Origin of the sequence: Rhizobium sp. NRK18, from assembly GCF_024385575.1 — a bacterium.
In the GTDB taxonomy this organism is placed as follows: domain Bacteria; phylum Pseudomonadota; class Alphaproteobacteria; order Rhizobiales; family Rhizobiaceae; genus JANFMV01.
The window spans coordinates 2,756,900-2,777,106 of record NZ_JANFMV010000001.1 but is presented as its reverse complement, the minus strand read 5'-3'; the positions used below and the strand labels follow the sequence as shown (position 1 = coordinate 2,777,106).

Genomic DNA, 20,207 nt, shown 5'->3' with positions numbered 1-20,207 from the left:
GCTCAGCCGAGGCGCTGGGCCGCGCGGGCGGCCTCGTAGCGCTTGCGGGCTTCGTTGACTTCGCTGCGCGGGCTGACTTCGGGGACCGCGACATCCCACCAGTAGCCGCCGTCTTCCGTGGTCGTCAGCGGATCGGTGTCGATGACGATGACGGTCGAGCGGTCGTTGGCCTCGGATGCCTTCAAGGCTTTTTCAAGGTCGGCGATCGACGACACCTTCACCGCGACGGCCCCCATCGCTTCGGCATGGGCGCGGAAGTCGATATGGGCCGGAACGACATGATAGCTGTCGTCGAGCAGGTTGTTGAAGTTGGCGCCGCCGGTGCCCATCTGCAGCCGGTTGATGCAGCCGTAACCGCGATTGTCGAGGAGGACGACGGTGATCTTCTGGCCGATCATGACCGAGGTCGCGAGCTCCGAATTCATCATCATGTAGGAGCCGTCTCCGACCATGACGACGACGTTCATGTCCGGACGCGCCATCTTGGCGCCGAGGCCGCCGGCAACCTCGTAGCCCATGCAGGAGAAGCCGTATTCGAGGTGGTAGCTGCCCGGCGTCGTTGCCGGCCACAGCTTGTGCAACTCGCCCGGCAGTCCGCCGGCGGCGCAAAGCACCATCGAGTTTTCGAGGTCGACCGAACGGCTGACCGCCCCGATGACCTGCGCGTCGGAGGGCAGGCCGGTACCGGTCTTGAACTCCGGCGAGAACATCTTGTCGACGCTCGCAAGCCAGGTCTTCTTGACCTCCGCCGCCTTCGCCGCCAGCGATGCCGGTGCCTTCCAGTCGCCGAGACCTTCGGAAAGAAGCCGCAAGCCTTCGCGGGCATCCGCGATCAGCGGCTGGGCGTCATGCTTGCCGCCGTCGAACGGCGCGACGTTGAGCGACAGGATCTTCAGGTCCTCGTTGCCGAACAGCGCCCACGAGCCGGTGGTGAAATCCTGGAAGCGCGTACCGATGCCGATCACGAGGTCGCAATCCTCGGCAATCGCGTTGGCAGCCGACGTACCGGTGACGCCGACCGAGCCGAGCGCCAGCGGGTGGCGTTCGTCGATCGCCGACTTGCCCGCCTGACTGACGGCGACCGGAACGCCGTGCTTTTCGGCGAATGCGGTGAGTTCGGCGCTGGCGACGGAGTAGAGCACGCCGCCGCCGGCGATGATGACCGGCTTCTTCGCCGCCTTGATCAGCGAAATGGCGTTCGCCAGTTCATCCTGATCGGGCAGGGCGCGGCGGTTTGTCGTCCAAATGCGCTCCTCGAAGAAACTTGCCGGATAGTCGAAGGCTTCCGCCTGCACGTCCTGGCAGAGCGACAGCGTGACCGGTCCGCATTCGGCCGGGTCCGTCAGCACCTGCATGGCGCGCCTCAGAGCGGTGATGATCTGCTCCGGGCGGGTGATGCGGTCGAAATAGCGCGATACCGGTTTGAAGGCGTCGGAAGCGGAGACGGTGCCGTCGCCGAAATTCTCGATCTGCTGTAGCACCGGATCGGGCGCGCGGTTGGCGAAGACGTCGCCGGGCAGGAAGAGGACGGGCAGGCGGTTGACATGCGCAACGCCTGCCGCCGTCACCATGTTCAGCGCACCCGGGCCGATGGAGGTCGTGCAGGCCATGAAGCGACGGCGGAACGACGCCTTGGCAAACGCGACGGCCGAATGGGCCATGCCCTGTTCGTTATGCGCCCGGTAAGTCGGGAAATCGTTCTTCGCCTGGTAGAGCGCTTCGCCCATGCCGGCGACGTTGCCGTGGCCGAAGATCGCCCAGCAGCCGGCGAAGATCGGCATCTTGACGCCGTCGATCACCGTCATCTGGTTCTGCATGAACTTCACGACGGCCTGGGCCATCGTCAGCCGGATTCTCTTGCCCATCGGGGCCTCCCAAAATTCGTCTTCTTAACTCTTCGTTCGGTCCGCCGCGATCAGAGACCGCGGGTCTTCAGCCAAGCCGAGGTCAACTGCTCGAAGCGTCCAGCCATGTCCGCGATCGCGGTCTCGTCGTCCATCTCGCCGGCCAGCCACTGGCGCGCGGCATGGGCGAATATCGTCCGCCCGACCGCAAAACCCTTGACCGTCGGAGCCGCGAGCGTCGCCGAGAAGGCCTTTTCGAGCTCTTCCGCCGGCGCTTCGAGACCGAGAAGCACGATGCCGCGGCAGAACGGGTCATTCTCGCTGATCACCGCGTCGATCTTCTTCCAGGCTTCCGCGGAGGCCTGCGGCTCCAGCTTCCACCAGTCCGGCTTGATGCCCAGAGCATAGAGCTCCGACATCGCCCGCGAAATGGTGTCATCCTTCATCGGGCCGTTCTTGCCCGCGATGATCTCGATCAACAGTTCGCGCCCGACCTTGCGCGCCGCTTCGAACAGCGACAGCAGCTTCTGCTGCTGCTCTTCCTTCAGCGCCGCCGGGTCGTCCGGATGATAGAAGCACAGGCATTTGATGCAATGCCCGACCGGCCAGGAAACCAGCTGCGAGCCGATATCCTGCGAGAATTCGAACCGGAGCGGCTTCGAGCCCGGCAATTCGACCGGCCGGCCGATCCAGCTGAAATTTTGCTTCGCCGCATCGAAGAAGGCGTCGCGGCCGAAGCGCTCGTCGATCAGCATGCCGTAGCCGGGACGGCCCCTGGCGACGCGGGCAGCCGCGGCGACCGCCAGTCGCTTGAATTCGGAAATCCTGTCCTCGCCGACGCCGAGCGCATTGGTGATGTCGGTGAGCTGCGACCGGTGGTCGATGGCGAGCGCCATCAGGAGCGGAATGTCGCCCGCCACCCGCGTGGTTGCCCAGTGGATGTGGTTGATGTCCGCATCCTTGCGCAGCGCCCGGTGCGGGCTGCCGTGCTTGAGGAAATACTGCAGTTCGGTGAAGGTCGGGATTTCCGGTGAGCAGAGCAGGCGGGAGACGGCAAAAGCACCGCAGGCATTCGCCCAGGTGGCCGATGTCGCATGCTCCTCGCCCTTCAGCCAGCCGCGCAGGAAGCCGGACATGAAACTGTCGCCGGCGCCGAGCGTGTTGTAGACCTCGATCGGAAAGCCCTGGCCGACAATGCCCTGTTCCAGGTCGTCGGGAATGGCGCCGTCATAGACGATGCAGCCCATCGGCCCGCGCTTCAGAACGATGGTGGCAGCCGAATTGGCACGGATGGTTTTCAGTGCGGCGAGCAGATCGTCTTCGCCGGACGCGATCAGCACTTCCTCTTCCGTGCCGACGATCAGGTCGCAATCGGCCAGCACCGGCTTCAGCCGGCTGGAGACGGTGTCGGAGGCGATGTAGCGCTCCTCGCCGGCGCGGTGACCGGCAAGTCCCCAGAGATTGGGGCGGTAGTCGATGTCGAAGATGACCTTCGCGCCGTTCTCCTTGGCGATGCGGATCGCCTTCTTCTGTGCGGCTTCCGTGTTCGGCTTGGAAAAATGCGTGCCGGAGACGAGGACGGCGCGCGACGACTTGATGAAGCCTTCGTCGATATCGCCCTCGTCGAGCGCCATGTCGGCGCAGTTCTCGCGGTAGAAGATGGTGGGGAAGGTCTTGTCGTTTTCGACACCGAGCAGAACGAGCGCCGTCAGCCGCTTGTCGTCGGTGGCGATCCCGTCGATGCAGACACCTTCGCGCGCCATCTGCTCCTTGATGTAGGAGCCCAGCTGCTCGTCGCCGACGCGGGTGATGACGGCGGACTTCAGGCCGAGGCGTGCGGTGCCGATGGCGATGTTGGACGGGCAGCCGCCGACGGAGCGGGCGAAGGTTGCGGTGTCTTCCAGCCGCGCGCCGATCTGCTGGCCGTAAATGTCGACCGAGGAACGGCCGATGGTGATCACGTCGAGTGCCGCCTCCGGTTTGAAGCCGGGGTCCAGTCGAGACATGTCTTCCTCCCATGCGTGGCGCTGTGCTGCGCCAGTCAGATGAAATTTTGACGGAATAAAATACCCATTCCGAAAATTCGTCAAGATGGAATGAGTGTTTCAATTTATGTCTTGGCGGGCGTTCCACCCGTTTTCATTCGGCGTTCGGCGATCGCCACGGGCAGGGCGCTGGCAAGGGCGACGGAGGCCGACAGCGAGCGGAAGCCGGCGAAATCGGCTTCCGCAACCTCGAACCAATGGGTGGCGCAGGCGGCAAGCGGCGAAAAGGCCGAATCGGTGATGGCGATGACCGGCACCTTTCGCGTAAACAGCGCCCGCGTCTGAGCCAGGCTTTCGGCCGCATAGGGTGAGAAGGAAGCGCAGATGGCGGCGTCGCGCGGCGTGGCGAATTCGATCGTTTCGGCATCGACGCCGTTCGGCGAGGCGACGACGCAATGGCGGATCTTCAGCTTGGAAAACGCGTAGGCCATGTGCGAGGTCAGCGGATAGGAGCGCCGCTTGGCGACCAGGTAGATCGTCTCCGCCTTCGCCAGGACCTCAACCGCGGCGATGAAGGTTTCCGGATCGATGGTCGCCGCCAGCTTCGCGATCGAGGCGCTGGCGGCATTCAGGAACCCCTTGAGCATGGCCGCCTCGGCGCCGTCGAAGGTGCTCTCCTCCAGCGCGTGCAATCGCTCCTCATAGCTCGACGTGCGCTCCCGCAGCCGCTCGCGGAACACCCGCTGCATGTCGGAAAAGCCGTCGAAGTGGAAATGATAGGCAAGCCGCACCAGCGTCGACGGCTGCACGTCGGCGGCAGCGGCAATGCTGGCGGCGGTGCCGAACGCGATGTCGTCCGGCCGCTCCAGCGCAAAGGCCGCCACCTGCGCCAGCCGCTTCGGCATCGTGTCCTTTCGCTGCAGGATGACGCTGCGCAGGCTTTCGAAATCACGCGGAGGCTCCGCCGCGGGCTTCGTCTTGCTGTCTGCCATCGTCTCCACCGCCTTCCGCCGCCACGCCGTCATGGAACGGCATCATTGAAACAAATATTCCAATTTTGCTGCAGGTGCAAAGTGGGTGGCAGATGTGGCATTGCGGGCAGGCGAAAGTCGCCTCAAAAGCGGCTTGGTGAAGGGTCGACCGTCAATGGCCCGCTAGGCATCGGCCTTGATGTCAGGCATTGAGCAGTTCCTCGAGGATGCGCTGGCTGGCCTTGCCGTCGCCGTAAGGGTTGTGCCGTTCCGCCATGCTCTTGTAGGCCGCCGGATCATCCAGCAGGCGGTTGGCATGCGTCAGGATGGCGTCGATGTTCGTGCCGACGAGGCGGGCCGTGCCGGCGGTCACACCTTCCGGCCGCTCGGTGTTTTCACGCATCACCAGCACGGGCTTGCCGAGCGAGGGCGCTTCTTCCTGCACGCCGCCGCTGTCGGTCAGCACCAGCGTACTTTTCTTCTGCAGAAACAGGAATGGCAGGTAGTCCTGTGGCTCGATGAGGTGGACATCGGCGACACCATTCAGTGTCCGTTCGACGACGCCGCGCACATTGGGATTGGGATGCACCGGAAAGACGATCTGAACGTCGCCGCGGGCGGCGAGCGTTTCAAGAGCCTTGCAGATGCGCTCGATCCCGCCGTCGAAATTCTCGCGCCGGTGTCCGGTGACGAGAATGAGCCGCTTCTGCGGATCGAGAAAGCCAAAGCGCTCCTCCAGGTCCCGCTTCCTGGCTTCATCGGTGTCGAGCATGTTCGAGAAATGCAGAAGTGTATCGATCACCGTGTTGCCGGTGACGAAAATATGGGAGTCCGGCGTGCCTTCCGCGATGAGATTTGCGCGCGCCTCCGGGGTAGGCGCAAAATGCCAGCGGGCGATGTCGCCGATGACCTTTCGGTTCAGCTCTTCCGGAAACGGCGATCTGATGTCGTGACTGCGCAATCCCGCCTCGATGTGCGCCACGTCTATCCCCTTGTAGAAGGCGGCGAGCGCAGCGCTCATCGCCGTCGTGGTGTCACCCTGAACCATCACGATATCCGGTTGCGCCTTGTCGAGCACGGACTGCATGCCGACAAGCACCCTGGCCGTCACGTCGAACAGCGTCTGGCCCGGCTGCATGACGTTGAGGTCGTGGTGAACCGGCAATTCGGTCAGTTCGATGATCTTGTCCACCATCTCGCGGTGCTGGGCAGTCAGGCAGATCTGGGTGTCATAGCCTGCATGCGACAAGGCCGCGCGCGCCACCGGAAAACACTTCAGCGCTTCCGGCCGCGTGCCGAAGACGATGAGCAGCCGCTTGCCTTGTCGTGTGTCGATATGGGGGGTGATGATCATGAACGGCATCCAAATTCGCGCGAAGGAATGCTCGCCACGTTAGAAGAGATGGCTTTCCAACTGGTTGACGCAGTCGCAAGAATTCGCCTCATCTGTGCGAAAACGGGATGGGCTGTCGAGGCTCTTCGTCGATGCACGATGTCGATCGGCACGCAATGGGGCTGCTGCAGGATGCGTTAACATCCGTATGCGAGAAAGGCATGCAGGGCATCGACAACGCGCGACGGCAAATGGCTCAGTGATGAAACTCAGTTGGTATTTCAACAGGCTCCGCAGCATGGATGCGGGCGAAGTCCTGCATCGGATCGGTGACGCCGGACGCAAGGCGATCTCGCGCCACCATCGCAATGGCTGGCAGCATTATCGGGCCGCGCGCATGCAAACCGTGTTTGCCGGCCTCGCAGAGCGGCTGGCGCAGGCCTCGCCGGCACAGCGCGGCGCGATCGCGCATGGGGCCGAAGAAGCTCTGTCGGGTCGGTTTTCAGCGCTCGGCCGCAGCTGGCCCGTTCGGACCCCGGATGCGCTCTTTCCGGCCAGCCTCTGGCGTCTCGACCCTGTGAGCGGGACCCTCTGGCCGGGGTCCGATACCTACACCTACGATATCGACTACCGCCACGACCGGACACGCGGCGATATCAAATATGTCTGGGAAATCGGCCGGCTGCAGCAGCTTCCGGTTCTGGCCGCCCATGCCGTGATCACCGGTGACGGCCGTGCCATCGGGGCGATCGAGACCGCCGTCGAGAGCTGGCATGCGGCCAATCCGCCTTTCCGCGGCGTGGCATGGGCGTCGGGAATCGAGGTTGCGCTGCGGTCCATCAGCCTGATCCTGACGCACGATATCCTGCAGTCGCAGTTGAGCGAACCATGTCGCCGGCAGATCCGCGAAATCTGCGCCGCCAGTGCCTATTGGCTGCCCCGGTTTCCATCCCGCTTCTCCTCGGCCAACAATCATCTCGTTGCCGAACTGGCCGGTGAATATCTGTTGGGCCTGGCGCTCGGACAGCCGACGGAGGTAGCGCAACGGCAGCTCGCCGAGGAGGCGGTGAAGCAGATACTGCCGGACGGATCTGCCGCCGAGCAGAGCCCGACCTATGGCGCGTTCACCGCCGAATTCATCCTCCTTTGCATGGCCGCCGCGCGCGAAGGCGGACAATCGTTCGGCGCCGCGGTGGAGCAGAGGCTCGCATCCTTCGCCGACTTCATCGGCTGGCTTCCCGAAGGTGCAGGCTTTGGCGACGACGACGAGGGGCGTGTCGTCACTCTGGGGGAGGAAGCCTGCTACGCGACCTCGGTCGCGCAGGCCATCAACGGGTTCCTTGGCGGGGTCGACGGAGAGGGCGATTTTCGATCCATAGTCACCGGAGGCAAGGCCGGTGCGCTCAAGCGCCCGGGCGGGCTGAAGGTCTTCATCGACGGTAGCCTCAGCCTCTGGCGCGGGCCCATGGCGGGACGGCAGATCGAGCTCACCTTCGATCACGGGCCCCTCGGCTACCTCAGTATCGCCGCGCATGGACATGCCGATGCGCTGTCGCTCACCTTGCGTTCGGACGGGGAACCGGTTCTGGTCGATCCGGGAACGTTTCTCTACGGTTCCGGCGGCGTCTGGCGCAACTGGTTCCGTTCGACCTGCGCGCACAACACGCTCAACATCGGTGGCGCCGACCAGAGCATCATGTCGGGAGCGTTCAACTGGTCGCACAAGGCGAAGACCGCACTGATCGAGTGCAAGGATGGACCGTCATGGTCGATCACCGCCGAGCACGACGGATATCTCCGCCGCTTCGGGGCAGTTCACCGCCGCCGGATCCGCCGCGCCGGCGAAACCATCATCGTGACGGACTGGCTGAACGGCGGGCCGCGCGATGCCGAGCTCGTCTTCCAGGTGGCCCCTGGCCTTCGTGTCGCTACGTCCGGCCGCATGGCACAGGTGGCAAAGGACGAACACGTTCTCCTCGAGATGACGTTTCCTTCGGACACCCTCACGATCCTCAGCGGCGGCGAGACTCCGGGGGAAGGGGGCTGGGTCGCGACACGGTTCGGGATCAAGCTCCCGGCAGCGCGCATTGCCTGGCGCGGCAAAGTCGGTCCCGACGGAGTGGAAACAATCTTGAAGCCGGTTTCCGGGCTTTAGGTCGCAGCAGCTCTTGCCGCTTGCGGCTCAGCGGTCGCCGTCCCGCTTGCGACGGCGGCGCCAGCGTGGCACCGAGACCTTGCAATCGATCACCTCCAGGCGTCCGCTACGGTTGAAGGTGTGTATCGCCGGCGTTGCCTGTTCCGGTGCGGCAAGCGGCGTCGGCGCGGAGAGGCGGACCCGCTCTTCGTTCAGTTCCAGCAATTCGGCCACTCCCAGCCCGTCGCCATACCCGGTCGTGCCGTTTTGCAAGGGCAGCAGGATTCGGTCGCCGATGCGCAGGAATTGTCCGCCGGGACGCGCCGCGGCGCGATCGATGCGCACTGGGTTGCCACGATGTGGTGTCCACGGGCCCTGTAGGGTGTCGGCATAATAGACCACCATCATGTCGGAGGCGCTGCCATAGCCGTCACGTTCGCTGGCAAACAGCCACAAACGCCCGTCATGCTCCAGCAGCGTCGCATCGAAAAGTGTTCGACCGGGGACGAGAACCGCATGCCGTACCCAGCGATCCGGGAAAGACTCGGCCCGGTACAGAACCAGGTCGTTGCCCTCCGCGCCCTCCGGCAGCATCCAGATCTCGCCATCGCGGCTGAAAACCTGCGGGTAGGAGAGATGATAGGGTTCATCGATGACCGTGCGCGGCACGGTTGCGGTGCCGTCGGCAAAGACCTCGGCAACGGAAAGGACCGCCTTCGTGTCCGTCCTGGCGAAATCCTCCACGAATATGAAGTGGCGCCCGTTCCAGTCGAACGGGAAGGGGTCGGCATAGAAGTGACATCCGTCATCGGGCAGTACCGTCCAAGGGCCGCCTTCCGACAACGCCAGAGCGGAGGCGGAAGTATCCGTGCGAAACCGGTACAGCGTATGCCAATGGTGTATGTTGAAAAGCGTGCGCTCGATCGCGCCCATCAACTGCCGCGGCATCATCGCGAACAGGTAGCCGGTCACGAGCTTTCCGGACGTGGGCGGGGACGTTGGGTTCGAAGAGGTCTTGAGGGCTTTCACCTCCGGCTCGCTTTTCAGATAGCGATCGGCAGCATTGACAAGCAGGCTCACCTTGCGGGCCAGGACATCGTTCAGCCCCCGAAGCAGCGACAGGCGGCTGTCGATCATCGGTGCGGCTTGCGCAACGATCTCCTGCCCGTCGAGGACGATGTCGATGTCCGGCAGGCGGCCCTGCATGAGCATGTGCGCTGCGGTTTCCATCGAGGCGCCGCCGCCGACATGGGGTGTGAGGGTCGGGGCTGCAAACTTCCGCCCGCTGCCGGTCAGATCGAGACGGAGACTTGCATGCTCGCGAAGCGATGACACTGGCACGTCCGAGAGCCGCTCGAACAGGACGTTGCCGCGCAGCCGCTGCACTTTTCTCTCGAAGGCAAGGATGTCGTCGATGACGCGAGACCCGGAAGGCAGGTTGATTGCCACGAGCGCCGCGTCGTAGCCCTTTTCAACGAGACGTTCAGCCACAACAAGATGGAAGCGCCGGACCATGTTTGCTGGAACTAAAATGTCTATTGTCTGCATCCGTTACCTCAAATTTCATAATAGTCTGACTATTGCTTACCTCTTGGCTTTGTCGGCATGAAACATAGGCGTGATTTGTGCACGTTAGATTAAATTCCTATTGATAAACTACTGATTGTGCCAAAAAAGATCATGGCACTCATTCGTCAGAGGATGCTTGAAATGAGAACGACACCGTGAATCCGATTGTTTTCGATGGCAGGGTGGGGTGGATTCATCCCGCGCAAGGCGATGTCGGCGTTGTTATCGCCGGGGCACAGGGATTTGAGGATCTGTGCAGTCGGCGTTTCCTGACGGTCCTTGCAGGGCAACTCGCCGAGGCGGGCATGCCGGTCTTGCAATTCGACTATTCGGGCTGCGGCAACTCCGCTGGCGACCATGCCGAACCCGGCCGCCTGTCCGCATGGATATCGGACATCGGCGCGGCCATCGACTGCCTGAAGACTGAAGCCTCCGTGCGCAACGTTGTGGTGATAGGCTTTCGGCTGGGCGCGCTCCTTGCGCCCGTCGCCGTCGCCGGTCGTGACGATGTTTCGCGCATGGCGCTGCTCGCGCCGCCGGCATCCGGAAAGGGCTATGTGCGCGAATTGATCGGCCTCTCCCGGATCGTCGATGCAGACATCCAGCCACATCCGGGACAATCGGATTTCGACGGTGTCGAGGCTTCCGGCTTCCGCTCGAGCGCGGAGACGATCGAGGATTTGCGCGCGCTTGCCTGGGGCGAGAATGCGATACCGCCCGCGGGACTGGACCTGCTGTTGATGTCGCCGCAACTGGGGGCGGCGCACGAGGCTTTCGCAAGCCGAGTGGTCGCGGCCGGCGGAAAGGTCGAAACGAAGTCGTTCGACGGTTACACCCAGATGATGAGCCGGCCATCGCACGACTACCCCCGGTCTTCGCTCTCCGAGATCCTGGAGTGGGCGGCTGGACACCGTGAGCGCGAGGCAGGCGGAAACAGTCCCGCGCCGCATCCGGACATGGTTGTCCTGGACGGCGACGGATACAGGGAACGGCCGTTGGTTCTCGGCTCCGCGCCACGGATCTGCGCGGTTCTGTGCACACCCGCCGAGCCGCCCGTCACCGACACGGTTGTTCTTCTGCTCAACGCCGGCGCGATACCGCATATCGGCGCCGCCCGCAGCGCTGTCGACATGGCGCGCTTTCTGGCCGGCAACGGCATCGCCTCGATGCGCGCAGATCTGCCGGGACTGGGGCAAAGCCAGGCCTATGCCGAAAAGCGGACGCCGCTTTACGACGAGCGGACGAGCCAGGACGTCATCCGTATCGTCGATTGGCTCCATGACAACGGCTTTCGGCGTATCTGCGTCGCCGGCCTGTGCGCGGGCGCCTTTCAGGCGTTTCATGCGGCGCGGTCGGATGCCCGGATCCATGATCTGGTCTTGGTCAATCCGCTCTGCTTCGCCTGGGACAGTTCCTATGCCTTGCATCTCGAACTGTCGAACATCCGCGACAGGGCGCGCGCCTCGCTACCGGCCGATGATCCGCAGGCTGATCAGCCCCGGTCTTCGGGGCAGGCGAAAGCGCTGGCCGTGAACCTCGTCAAATCGACACTGCGCTTCTCGCTGGAAAGCGCGAAGACGCTCTCGCTGCTCTGGAAGCGTTCGACGGGGCGATCCGTCGAGGCCTGGATGCGGGATCTGACACGGCGTGGCACGCGCGTGCTCGTCGTCAGCAGCGAGGGTGATCTCAGCCTACAGGAGATCGCCCGCCATTTCGGACCCGACGGCGAGAGGCTGAAGCAGATGTCAGGGGTCAGCACAGCGCTCATTTCCGGGGCGAACCACACGCTGACACCGCTGCACGCACGGCAACGGCTCAACGAACTGATCCGCCAGTTCCTGTCCTGACGCAGCCACTTCCGAAGTGCCGGGTTGGGCAAAGAAGATTGAGTGTCTCGCCCCATCGTCATTCGGGCGAAATCGGGTAGTCTGAAGCATGGTCTCGGGCAATGTCAGGTTTTGAGTGGAAGGATCACATGAGATTTATCGCGATGATGGCCGCGACATTGTCGCTGGCGACCGCCTGTCTCGCTGCACCCTTGCCGCTCAAGCACGGCGTTGGCCTGCATGGTTGGCTCAATTGGTCGCCCTTGGAAAAGGACGGACACTATCGGCGCCCGCCCTACCGCAGCGTCGACGAGTGGTTGTCCTCCGAAAGGCCGCGCTCGGACTGGCCGCCAGGCAACGAATTTTCGCGCATCCGGAAGATGGGCTTCGATTTCGTCCGCCTGAGCGTCGACCCGGGGCCGCTTCTCGACGGCGGACCCAAGGACAGGAAGGAAGCGCTGAACACGCTGTCAAAGGCCGTCCGGAAGGTGACGGAGGTTGGCCTTCACGTCGTCTTCGATCTCCATGCCGTCAGCCAGGTGCCGGCATACAGTGTCGAGATCTTCGACGGGGCCAGCGATAGCGAGGGCGTCCGGCGCTACCGGGACATGGTCAAAGCGGTCGCGGGGATGCTGGTCGGGATCGGTTCCGACAAGGTGGCGCTTGAGCCATTTAACGAACCGGCTCACTATCCCTGCGATAAGGACGGCACGGGGGATTGGCAGCGGATCATGGCCGACACGATTGCCGACATCCGCGTTGTCAGCGCCGACCTGACCGTCGTCGCCACCGGCGCCTGCGGCGGCCAGGTGAACGGTCTCGTCGATCTGGATCCGTCTTTCGACGATCCCAATATCCTCTACAGTTTCCACATGTATGAGCCACACAGCTTTACCCACCAACGAGGGGAGACGAGCGACGAATTCGCCTCCGGGCTGCCCTGGCCGGCGCGAAATGGCTCGCCCGAAAGTGTCCGCCGGCACCTCGCGGGCGCCATGCAGGCTGCCGGCCTCAACCCGCTTGAGCAACGAGTGGAGATGGCCAAGGCCGAAAAGCGTATCGCCGATTATTTTCAGCGAGGTTGGGATGAGGCGATGCTGAAAGCACGCATCGGCGAGGCGGTCGACTGGGCAAAACGTTACGGCATACCGCCGTCGCGCCTGTTCATGGGCGAGTTCGGCGTGATCCGCATGACTGCCGACGGACGCTCGGGCGCCTTCGACGCCGACAGATTGCGCTATCTGCGCACGGCTCGGGAAACGGCCGAAGAATACGCCATGCCCTGGGCTGTATGGGAATATTCCAACCCCTATGGAATGACGGTCATCGCGCCAAGGGGAGACGCGGTGCCCGACACCCGTCTGCTGGAGGCGCTCGGGCTGGAGCGACAGTAGCGCTCGATGCCATGGGAATTCACGATAGCCGCGTGATCCGTAAATGCGGCTGTTAATAATTTCTCGCTAGTTTTGCGGTAATGACCACCCAATAGCGCGGCTGTTGCAGCCGCTTTTCCAAGGAACTGGCCTTGCTGCTCAAATCCACGCTCATCTACGGTCCGGCCATCCTGCTGACACGCATTTCGGCATTGCTTTTTCTGGTGATCGCAACGCGCCTGATCGACAAGACGGAATATGGTCTGCTGACGCTTGTCGTCACTGTGGGGGAAATGACGGACGCGGCGGTCACGAACTGGCTGCGCATCTCGCTGTTGCGCCTCGGTGGCAAGGGCGCGGTGAGCAAGGGCAGCCTGACGCGCGCCGGCTTCATCCTCTTCGTCATGACCATGATCGCCTTCGCCGTCGCGGTCGTGGCCAGCAATTATGTGGCCCCCGAAAGGTGGAGCGAGTTCTCGATCGCCGTCTGCGCTTATCTTTCTGCCGGTGCCGTCGCGCGCTACAGTCTCATCGTTCTGCAAATGCAGCAGCGGCACACGACCTTTGCCATGATGGAATTCCTGCGCGCCTTGCTGCAGCTCGCTCTGCCGGTTCTGGCGGTGCTGACGCTGAGCCATTCCTTCCTGGTCGTTTCGCTGGCTTCCAGCCTCGGAATGCTGACGGCCGGCACCTTTGCAGGCTTCGCCGCCGCGTCAAAGATCGTGCCCGGGCCGCCGCGATTTACCCATCGGGAATTCTTCGCCCTTGGTGTGCCGATCATTGTCATCGCGTTCGTGAGCTTCGGCCTCGTCAACGCGGAGCGGGTTTTCCTCAAGGTGTATCACGGCGCTGCTGCCGTTGCGGTGTTTGCCGCCGCTTACGCGCTGGCGCGTCAACCGGTCGACATGATCGCCAATGCCATCAACATGGGCGCCTTTCCCGAGGCCATCGGACGGTTTGACGAAGAGGGGCCTTCCGCCGCAGCGGCCATCTTCACGCAGTTTATCGTCCTGTTGCTCACTCTCAGCCTGCCGGTCGCCGCTCTTCTCGCAGCACTCGGTCATGACCTGACGGAACTGCTGCTGCCCGCGAGCTACGATGGTCCGTACAATATCCTGTTCGGCATGGTCGCCGGCAGCGTGCTCTGCACCAATCTGACGGATTTCGTCTACGACTCGGTCGTCCTTGCCCACAAGCGCCCCTGGTTGCTCATCGTCAGCAAGATCCTTGGCTCCGCCGTCACCGTCAGTCTGTCCTTCCTCCTCATCCCGTCGCTGACCGAAATCGGCGCAACGATGGCGCTTGCGGGCGGTGCCATCACGAACCTTACCGTCGCCTTGCTGATCAGCCGGCGTCTGACGCCGATCCCGTTCCCGTGGCGTGCCTTCGCCATTTCGCTTCTGACGTCGGGCGCAATGGGTCTCGTCGCCGCGTTCATCAGCCGCTCTCTCGGCGCTGATGTGAATGTCGTCATCCGTCTGGCGCTGGCCGGATCGGCTGCGGGCCTCATCTTCATCACGGCAAACGCCCTGTGTTATCCAAGCCAGACCCGGCAAGGCATCGCGCTTGTGCGGAGCCGGCTGTCGAAAGCGTGAGGACCAGATGACCGGTATAGCGCATTGAAAATAAGGATCGTCTCGTTCAGCAACGACATCCTGCGATGGGAGAGAGGCCTGGCGTCCGCGCTTCAGTCGGCGGGATATCAGGTGCAGATCGACTATCGCGGCAATGCTCCCGCGGCCCGTTTCCTTAAAACCGCGCTCGCCATGGAACGCTTGGCAGGCAAAGCATCGGCCGAGCCTCCGGCTTTCGCGTCTTCTGACGTCTTCTCCGGCGAACCTGATGTGATTCTGGATCTGACCGGAAATGTCGCACCGGGGCAGGTGCCTGTCCTGAGCGCAAGGATTGACGGCCGGCCAGCCATGTCCGATGGCCTTCTGCGCTTAAGGGCGGGCTCCGGCCTTGTCGAGATCGTTGCCTATCGGGACGACCGGCCGGTCGGTCGGGCAGCTCCCATGATCCATGACAAGGTCTGGCTGTCGCGCGACATCGACATGCTTCTGGTGAGTGTGCACGCGCTGTTCATACAAACCCTGGCCCGCCTGCGAACCGGCTGTCTGGAGGAGATCGTCCTGCCACCGGTCGGGCCAATGACCGACTGGCCGGCGCTGACCTATGCGCGGCGCTTTGCCGGCGGTATCGCTGCGCGGATGATGAAGCGACTGACGCCGGGAAGCCGGGACTTTTCCTGGCGAACCGGCTACAGGTTCATCGACGGCCCGGGCATTGCCGACACCCTTCGTATCGACGGTCCCTCTTTTTCCATGCTTGCCGACGACGGCGAGCGTTTCTATGCCGATCCGTTTCCGATCATGCACGATGGCCGGTGTTTGCTATTCGTGGAGGAATATCCGTATGCGCTTGGCCGAGGTGTCATCTCGGTCGCCGAGCTCGGGGCCGATGGGCAGTTCGGCCGTCCGCGCGTGGTGCTGGAAGAGGCGCACCATCTCTCGTACCCGAATGTCTTTGCGCATGACGGCGCGGTGTTCATGATCCCCGAAAGCGGCGCCGCGCAGGAGGTGGTCCTCTATCGCGCCGATCCCTTTCCCGATCGCTGGCTGCGGGAAGCGGTGCTCATCGAAGGCAGGACTTTCAGCGATGCGACCCTGTTTTTCCATCAGGGCAGATTCTGGATGTTCGGCACCGAACGGTTCGTTGGCGGCAATCCCTCCGATACGATGGCCGTCTATCATGCAACAAACCTTCGTGGCCCCTGGCTGCCGCATCCGCTGAACCCGGTCCTGATCGACAGATCGGGCGCACGACCGGGTGGCCGGGTCATCGAAAAGGACGGGAAATTCTTTCTGCCGGTGCAGGATGGTGCCGAGGCCTATGGCGCCGGGCTCGGCCTGCGGGAGATTTTGGTGCTCGACGCCTCCGACATCAGGCTCGGCCCGGTTCAGCCGATCCAGGACGCCGCTGGCAAAGGTCCTGCCAGCCTGCACACGCTCAACCGCGTAGGACGTCTGGAAGTCATCGATATGCGTGCGTGACCTCACGTGCGGGCTGCATCGTCCGGGATGCCGGGGCGGTCCGAAGGCTGTTGCGCATTCCGATCACCAGAATTGCAAGCAGCATCATGTCGGCCGTCTTCGTAGCGAGCGCATTATTCGTCAGATCGACGATCAGGAAGACGGTGGCGCCGATCTTTGCCGGTATCGGTGCGCCTCTCAGAAGACGTTGGATGAAGCCGATGACGATGACCGTGAAGGCGATTGCCATTGGCAGGCCCATCAGCATGATGAAGAAGACCGGCGCGCTTTCGATATAGTCGAGTCCGACCTTTTCCTTGACGATCCGCGCCAATTCGGCGCCGTCCATGCCGAGGAGGATATCCTTCCAGGATACGTAGTGAAAGATCTCGTAGATCTGCACGCGTGCCAGTGAGCTGGAATCGACGACACTGTCGAAGCGGCTCAGGAAACCCAGCGACAGCAAGGCGGTGATGAATAGCACGCCCAGCAGCAGCGTCGCGAAGAGGGTTATGGCTTTTGCACGCCATGCGCGGCCAGGCGTAAGGTTCGGCCAGGGCATGATCAGGATCAGGAGCAGTATCTCGAGGCACGATGCGGCAAGTGCGGAGCGCGCATTGGCGGAAACGCAACCGAGGAGCAGGATGAGGATGGACGCAATCTTGATCCAGAGCGGCCAGCGCACCAGCGGCACGAAGCTGATCGCGACCACGCATTGTGCGCCCAGCGACAGGGGATGGTCGGTAAGCCCTGTTGCGCGCTGGACAAGGATATCCTTGTCGAAGGGCAACAGACGATGGCGGAGGATAACCTCTCCGAGGCCGATGACGGCACTGACGACAAGGACAAACAGCACTGTCGTGGCGACCATCCTGCGGCTCTGTTCGTTGAGCGCCAGCAAAAGGACCGCCACCAGCACCGCGCTGAGATAGGTTTCGACGATGAAGCCGATCGCGCTGAGCCTGCCCGTGATCGCGAAGTAGAGGACGAAAGTGCTGATGACCGCGCCATAGCGCAGCACCGAGCGAAGCAGGAGAGCGTCCTTGTCGGAAAGTGCGAGGCGGCGTGTCGAAAGGACGACGAAGGTCAACGCCACCAGGGCGTAGGTGCCGACATGGAGCTTCTGATAGAAGGGACCACCTTCCTCCGTATAGAACATCACCAGGTTCATCAGGTTCGACGGCACGAACAGTCGCAGCAGGCAGACTGCGACGGTCAGCAGCAGGAACAGGATTCCGATCGCATTATCCCGAAGATCAATGCCCGCTGATTCCCGGTCCGTCGAACTATTTGGATAGGCCATTGAATTCCCAACAGATATTGCGTGGTGCGATCCGCGCCCGAGCACCGCGCGGGCGGACGGGAAATGGTTCGTTAACAATGCTTGTTTATGAGTATCACCAATATGGCAAACGAGGCGTTAATCGGATGACATCGTCCCTTCTCAATCACCTAACGAATACGCCGCGCGTGCGTGTGTCCACGAAGGGGTATATGAAGGAAGAGACGCTGGGTCCGGGCGAAGAACAGCCTCGCCCCAGCGAAGAAGAGCCCCACCACACCCAGGAGCAGCTTCGCCCTGGCGACGCCGTGACCCTTGACCATATCGCCAACTTCATGGAGCTTGATCTTCGTCGCATCCTGACCTGGCTTAATGCCGGGCGGAAGACGACCTTGGCGCTCGCCGTGATTGGCGCCATCGCCGCCTTTTCGTGGGGTCACCTTGTTGCGCCCAGCTATACCGTGACGACCGATCTTCTCATCGATCCGACAAATCTCCAGGTCATCCGCGATGATCCGTTCGCTGCGCCTACCGGCAACAACAGCCAGTTGTTCGATTTCGGCAGCCGGGTGAGGATGCTGGACTCAGGCAATGTTCTGCTGCGCGCCGTCAAGGAACTGGACCTCGCCAAGGATCCGGAATTCTACAAGCCGTCATCGCCCGGCCTGCTGGCCTTTCTCCGGGCGAAACCGGCGGACAAGCCGGACCCGGATGCGGGAGCGTTGAAAAGCCTGCAGAAACAGGTGTCCATAACCACCGACGAAAAATCATTCATCGCGAGCCTTCACGTGTCCGCCCAGACCCCTGACAAGGCGGTCACGATTTCCAACGCTATTGTCGATGCCTTTCGCGCCGAGCTTGCAGCGGGTGACTCCCAGAATGCCGCCCGAACGGCTGCCGCGCTGGACGACAGGTTGGGCGAGTTGAAACGGGATGTGCTGGCAGCCGATGCCAGCGTCGAGGACTACAAGCGCAAGCATTCGCTCCTGGCTGGAGAGAACGGACAGCTGGTAAAGGCGCAGACCGTAAACGAGCTCAACACGGAAATCATCGCGGCCCGCTCGCGGGTCATCAACGCGCAGGTCAGCTATGATGCGCTGCTCAAGGCAGGCGACGCCCCGCTGGGCAGCCAGTCGGCCGGTTCCCCGGCGCTCGCAGCAATGCTGCAGACGGCGGGCGTGCTGCAGCAGCAGTATGACGACCAGTCATCGGTTCTCGGCGCACGCCATCCATCGATGGTCCGCCTGCAGGCCCGGCTGTCTTCGATCCGTTCACAGATCAGGGATGAACTTGAGCGAGCAAGAAGCACCGCGAAGGACGAACTCAGCAAAGCGCAAGCGGCACTGGATGAGTTGACCGCCAGAATGCAGGAGGTCGAGGGATCGACGTTCGACGACAACCAATCGCAAGTCGAACTGCGCGAATTGCAGCGCGACGCAACGGCCAAGGCACAAGTCTACGAAAGCTTCCTGACGCGCATGCGGCAGATATTGGAACGCGAGCAGATCAACACCAACAATATCCGGGTGATCAGCGAGCCGATGCCGCCGGCAGGGCGTTCGTGGCCACCGGGGTCGGTGATACTGTTGCTTCTCGGCGGTATCGTTGGCTTCGTCCTGGGTATCGTTCTTTCCATCGCAATTGGTGTTGTTTCGGATATCAGGTCGGCGCCTCGCTCTGCGACGCGGGTGCAGTGAGGCTTCATGAATAAGCGGATTGTCTTCCACGTACCGACTTTGGGTGGAGGCGGGGCCGAACGTGTTTTCGTCCTGATGGCCAACGAGATGGCCGCACGGGGTCACGCCGTGACCCTTCTCGTTTGGAGCGCCAAAGGCCCCAATGCCGAACTTTGTGATCCTCGCGTCAGGCTGATCAGTCTCGATCTGCCCGTTGTGGAAGGTGGCTTCGGCAAGGCCGGAACCCTGAAGGGCCTGGCGCGCTCCGCTGCATTTCTGCGCCGCGAGCAACCCGATGTCGTTTTTTCCGGTCCGAGTTTCGCCAACCTCATCATGGCTCTTGCGCTTGCGGCCGGCGCCAGCCGGGCCGCTTTTTTCCCGAGCTTTCATGCGGCGGCCTCATTGGTCAGCAACAGCATCGGCTCGCGCATTGCTACGGCTGCCTTTTCATTGGTTGTGCGGCGTGCCACACGGTTGATCGCTGTGTCCGAAGGGGTGGGGCGCGATCTGTTCGAGCGCGGTGCTAAGAAGGAGCGGATCACCGTCATTCACAATCCGCTCACGCCGAGCTCCGGCATGTCCGGCCCGTATCCCTGGAGGGAGACACTTGCGGCAATGGGCGGCGGACCGGTGATTATCACGCTCGGCCGTCTCATCCCCCTGAAGGACCACCGCACTCTGCTCAAGGCCTTCTCCCGGCTCGATCCCGTGCGCGGCTATCGTCTCGTCGTCTTCGGAGACGGCCCTCTGAAGGACAGTCTTGTCGCCGAGGCTGAAAGACTGGGTATCGCGGAACGCACGCTGTTCCCCGGCTACGTGAAGGAACCGGACGCCTGCTACGCCTGCGCCGATCTCTTCGTTCTCTCTTCGGTCAGCGAAGGGTTCGGCAACGTGCTTGTGGAAGCGATGGCGGCCGGGGTGCCGGTCGTATCGACGGACGCGCCTCATGGTCCCCGGGAAATCCTCGCAGATGGCCGTTTTGGCGCTCTGGTTCCCGTCGGAGACGCAGCCGCGCTCGCCGCCGCCATCGAGGAAACCTTGGCCCGGCCGCCGGCAGCGGACGAATTGCGCGCGCGCGCGGCGGATTTCAGTATCGACATCGTCGGCGATCGGTACGAGGCCCTGCTGAAAGACGTTTAGTGTGGGGATGCGCCTGGCCGGAGTTCCGCGAAGGGCCGTCTT

At 62.8% G+C, this 20,207-nt stretch carries 13 protein-coding genes; 7 read left to right on the top strand and 6 right to left on the bottom strand.

Annotated elements, in window-relative coordinates; translation table 11 throughout:
* Positions 1–2 precede the first annotated feature (2 nt).
* From iolD to wecB, 4 genes are all read right to left on the bottom strand, one after another.
* The gene (iolD, locus tag NN662_RS13045) at positions 3–1,865 is read right to left on the bottom strand and encodes a 3D-(3,5/4)-trihydroxycyclohexane-1,2-dione acylhydrolase (decyclizing) (protein WP_261930677.1); all 1,863 of its coding nucleotides are present in this window, start codon (positions 1,863–1,865) and stop codon (positions 3–5) included.
* Positions 1,866–1,915: 50 nt separating this feature from the next.
* Positions 1,916–3,850, bottom strand: coding sequence for a bifunctional 5-dehydro-2-deoxygluconokinase/5-dehydro-2-deoxyphosphogluconate aldolase (iolC, locus tag NN662_RS13040; protein ID WP_261930676.1), 1,935 nt, complete (start codon positions 3,848–3,850; stop codon positions 1,916–1,918).
* 104 nt (positions 3,851–3,954) lie between these two features.
* Positions 3,955–4,821 carry a MurR/RpiR family transcriptional regulator gene (locus tag NN662_RS13035; protein WP_261930675.1) on the bottom strand — a complete coding sequence of 289 codons (867 nt, stop codon included), beginning with the start codon at positions 4,819–4,821 and terminating at the stop codon, positions 3,955–3,957.
* Positions 4,822–5,002: 181 nt separating this feature from the next.
* Positions 5,003–6,154, bottom strand: a complete 1,152-nt coding sequence (gene wecB, locus NN662_RS13030; protein ID WP_261930674.1) for a non-hydrolyzing UDP-N-acetylglucosamine 2-epimerase — start codon at positions 6,152–6,154, stop codon at positions 5,003–5,005.
* Positions 6,155–6,395: 241 nt separating this feature from the next.
* On the opposite strand from wecB, the gene NN662_RS13025 reads away from it, so the two are divergent.
* Positions 6,396–8,288 (top strand): heparinase II/III-family protein, encoded by a 1,893-nt coding sequence (locus tag NN662_RS13025; RefSeq protein WP_261930673.1) that lies wholly within the window; start codon positions 6,396–6,398, stop codon positions 8,286–8,288.
* A gap of 27 nt (positions 8,289–8,315) precedes the next feature.
* Here the strand turns inward: NN662_RS13025 and NN662_RS13020 are convergent, their stop codons facing one another.
* Positions 8,316–9,758 (bottom strand): hypothetical protein, encoded by a 1,443-nt coding sequence (locus NN662_RS13020; protein WP_261930672.1) that lies wholly within the window; start codon positions 9,756–9,758, stop codon positions 8,316–8,318.
* Between the two features lie 233 nt (positions 9,759–9,991).
* Between NN662_RS13020 and NN662_RS13015 the strand changes: the two genes are divergently transcribed.
* From NN662_RS13015 to NN662_RS13000, 4 genes are all read left to right on the top strand, one after another.
* A complete protein-coding gene (locus NN662_RS13015; RefSeq protein WP_315972594.1) occupies positions 9,992–11,683 on the top strand; it encodes an alpha/beta fold hydrolase in 1,692 nt (563 codons plus the stop codon).
* A 128-nt stretch (positions 11,684–11,811) separates the two neighbouring features.
* Complete coding sequence (locus tag NN662_RS13010) at positions 11,812–13,056, top strand: glycoside hydrolase family 5 protein (protein WP_261930671.1); 1,245 nt, start codon at positions 11,812–11,814, stop codon at positions 13,054–13,056.
* Between the two features lie 131 nt (positions 13,057–13,187).
* A complete protein-coding gene (locus NN662_RS13005) occupies positions 13,188–14,630 on the top strand; it encodes a polysaccharide biosynthesis C-terminal domain-containing protein (protein ID WP_261930670.1) in 1,443 nt (480 codons plus the stop codon).
* Between the two features lie 111 nt (positions 14,631–14,741).
* Positions 14,742–16,088: a hypothetical protein gene (locus NN662_RS13000; RefSeq protein ID WP_261930669.1), complete on the top strand. Its 1,347-nt coding sequence runs from the start codon at positions 14,742–14,744 to the stop codon at positions 16,086–16,088.
* On the opposite strand, the gene NN662_RS12995 is transcribed toward NN662_RS13000, so the two are convergent.
* Entirely contained in the window at positions 16,069–17,370 is a 1,302-nt protein-coding gene (locus NN662_RS12995; protein WP_261930668.1) for a VpsF family polysaccharide biosynthesis protein, read from the bottom strand. The genes NN662_RS13000 and NN662_RS12995 overlap by 20 nt on opposite strands.
* A gap of 191 nt (positions 17,371–17,561) precedes the next feature.
* On the opposite strand from NN662_RS12995, the gene NN662_RS12990 reads away from it, so the two are divergent.
* On the top strand, positions 17,562–19,046 hold the full coding sequence (locus NN662_RS12990; RefSeq protein ID WP_261930667.1) for a GumC family protein: 1,485 nt from the start codon (positions 17,562–17,564) through the stop codon (positions 19,044–19,046).
* A gap of 6 nt (positions 19,047–19,052) precedes the next feature.
* Complete coding sequence (locus tag NN662_RS12985) at positions 19,053–20,165, top strand: glycosyltransferase (protein ID WP_261930666.1); 1,113 nt, start codon at positions 19,053–19,055, stop codon at positions 20,163–20,165.
* Positions 20,166–20,207: the final 42 nt, after the last annotated feature.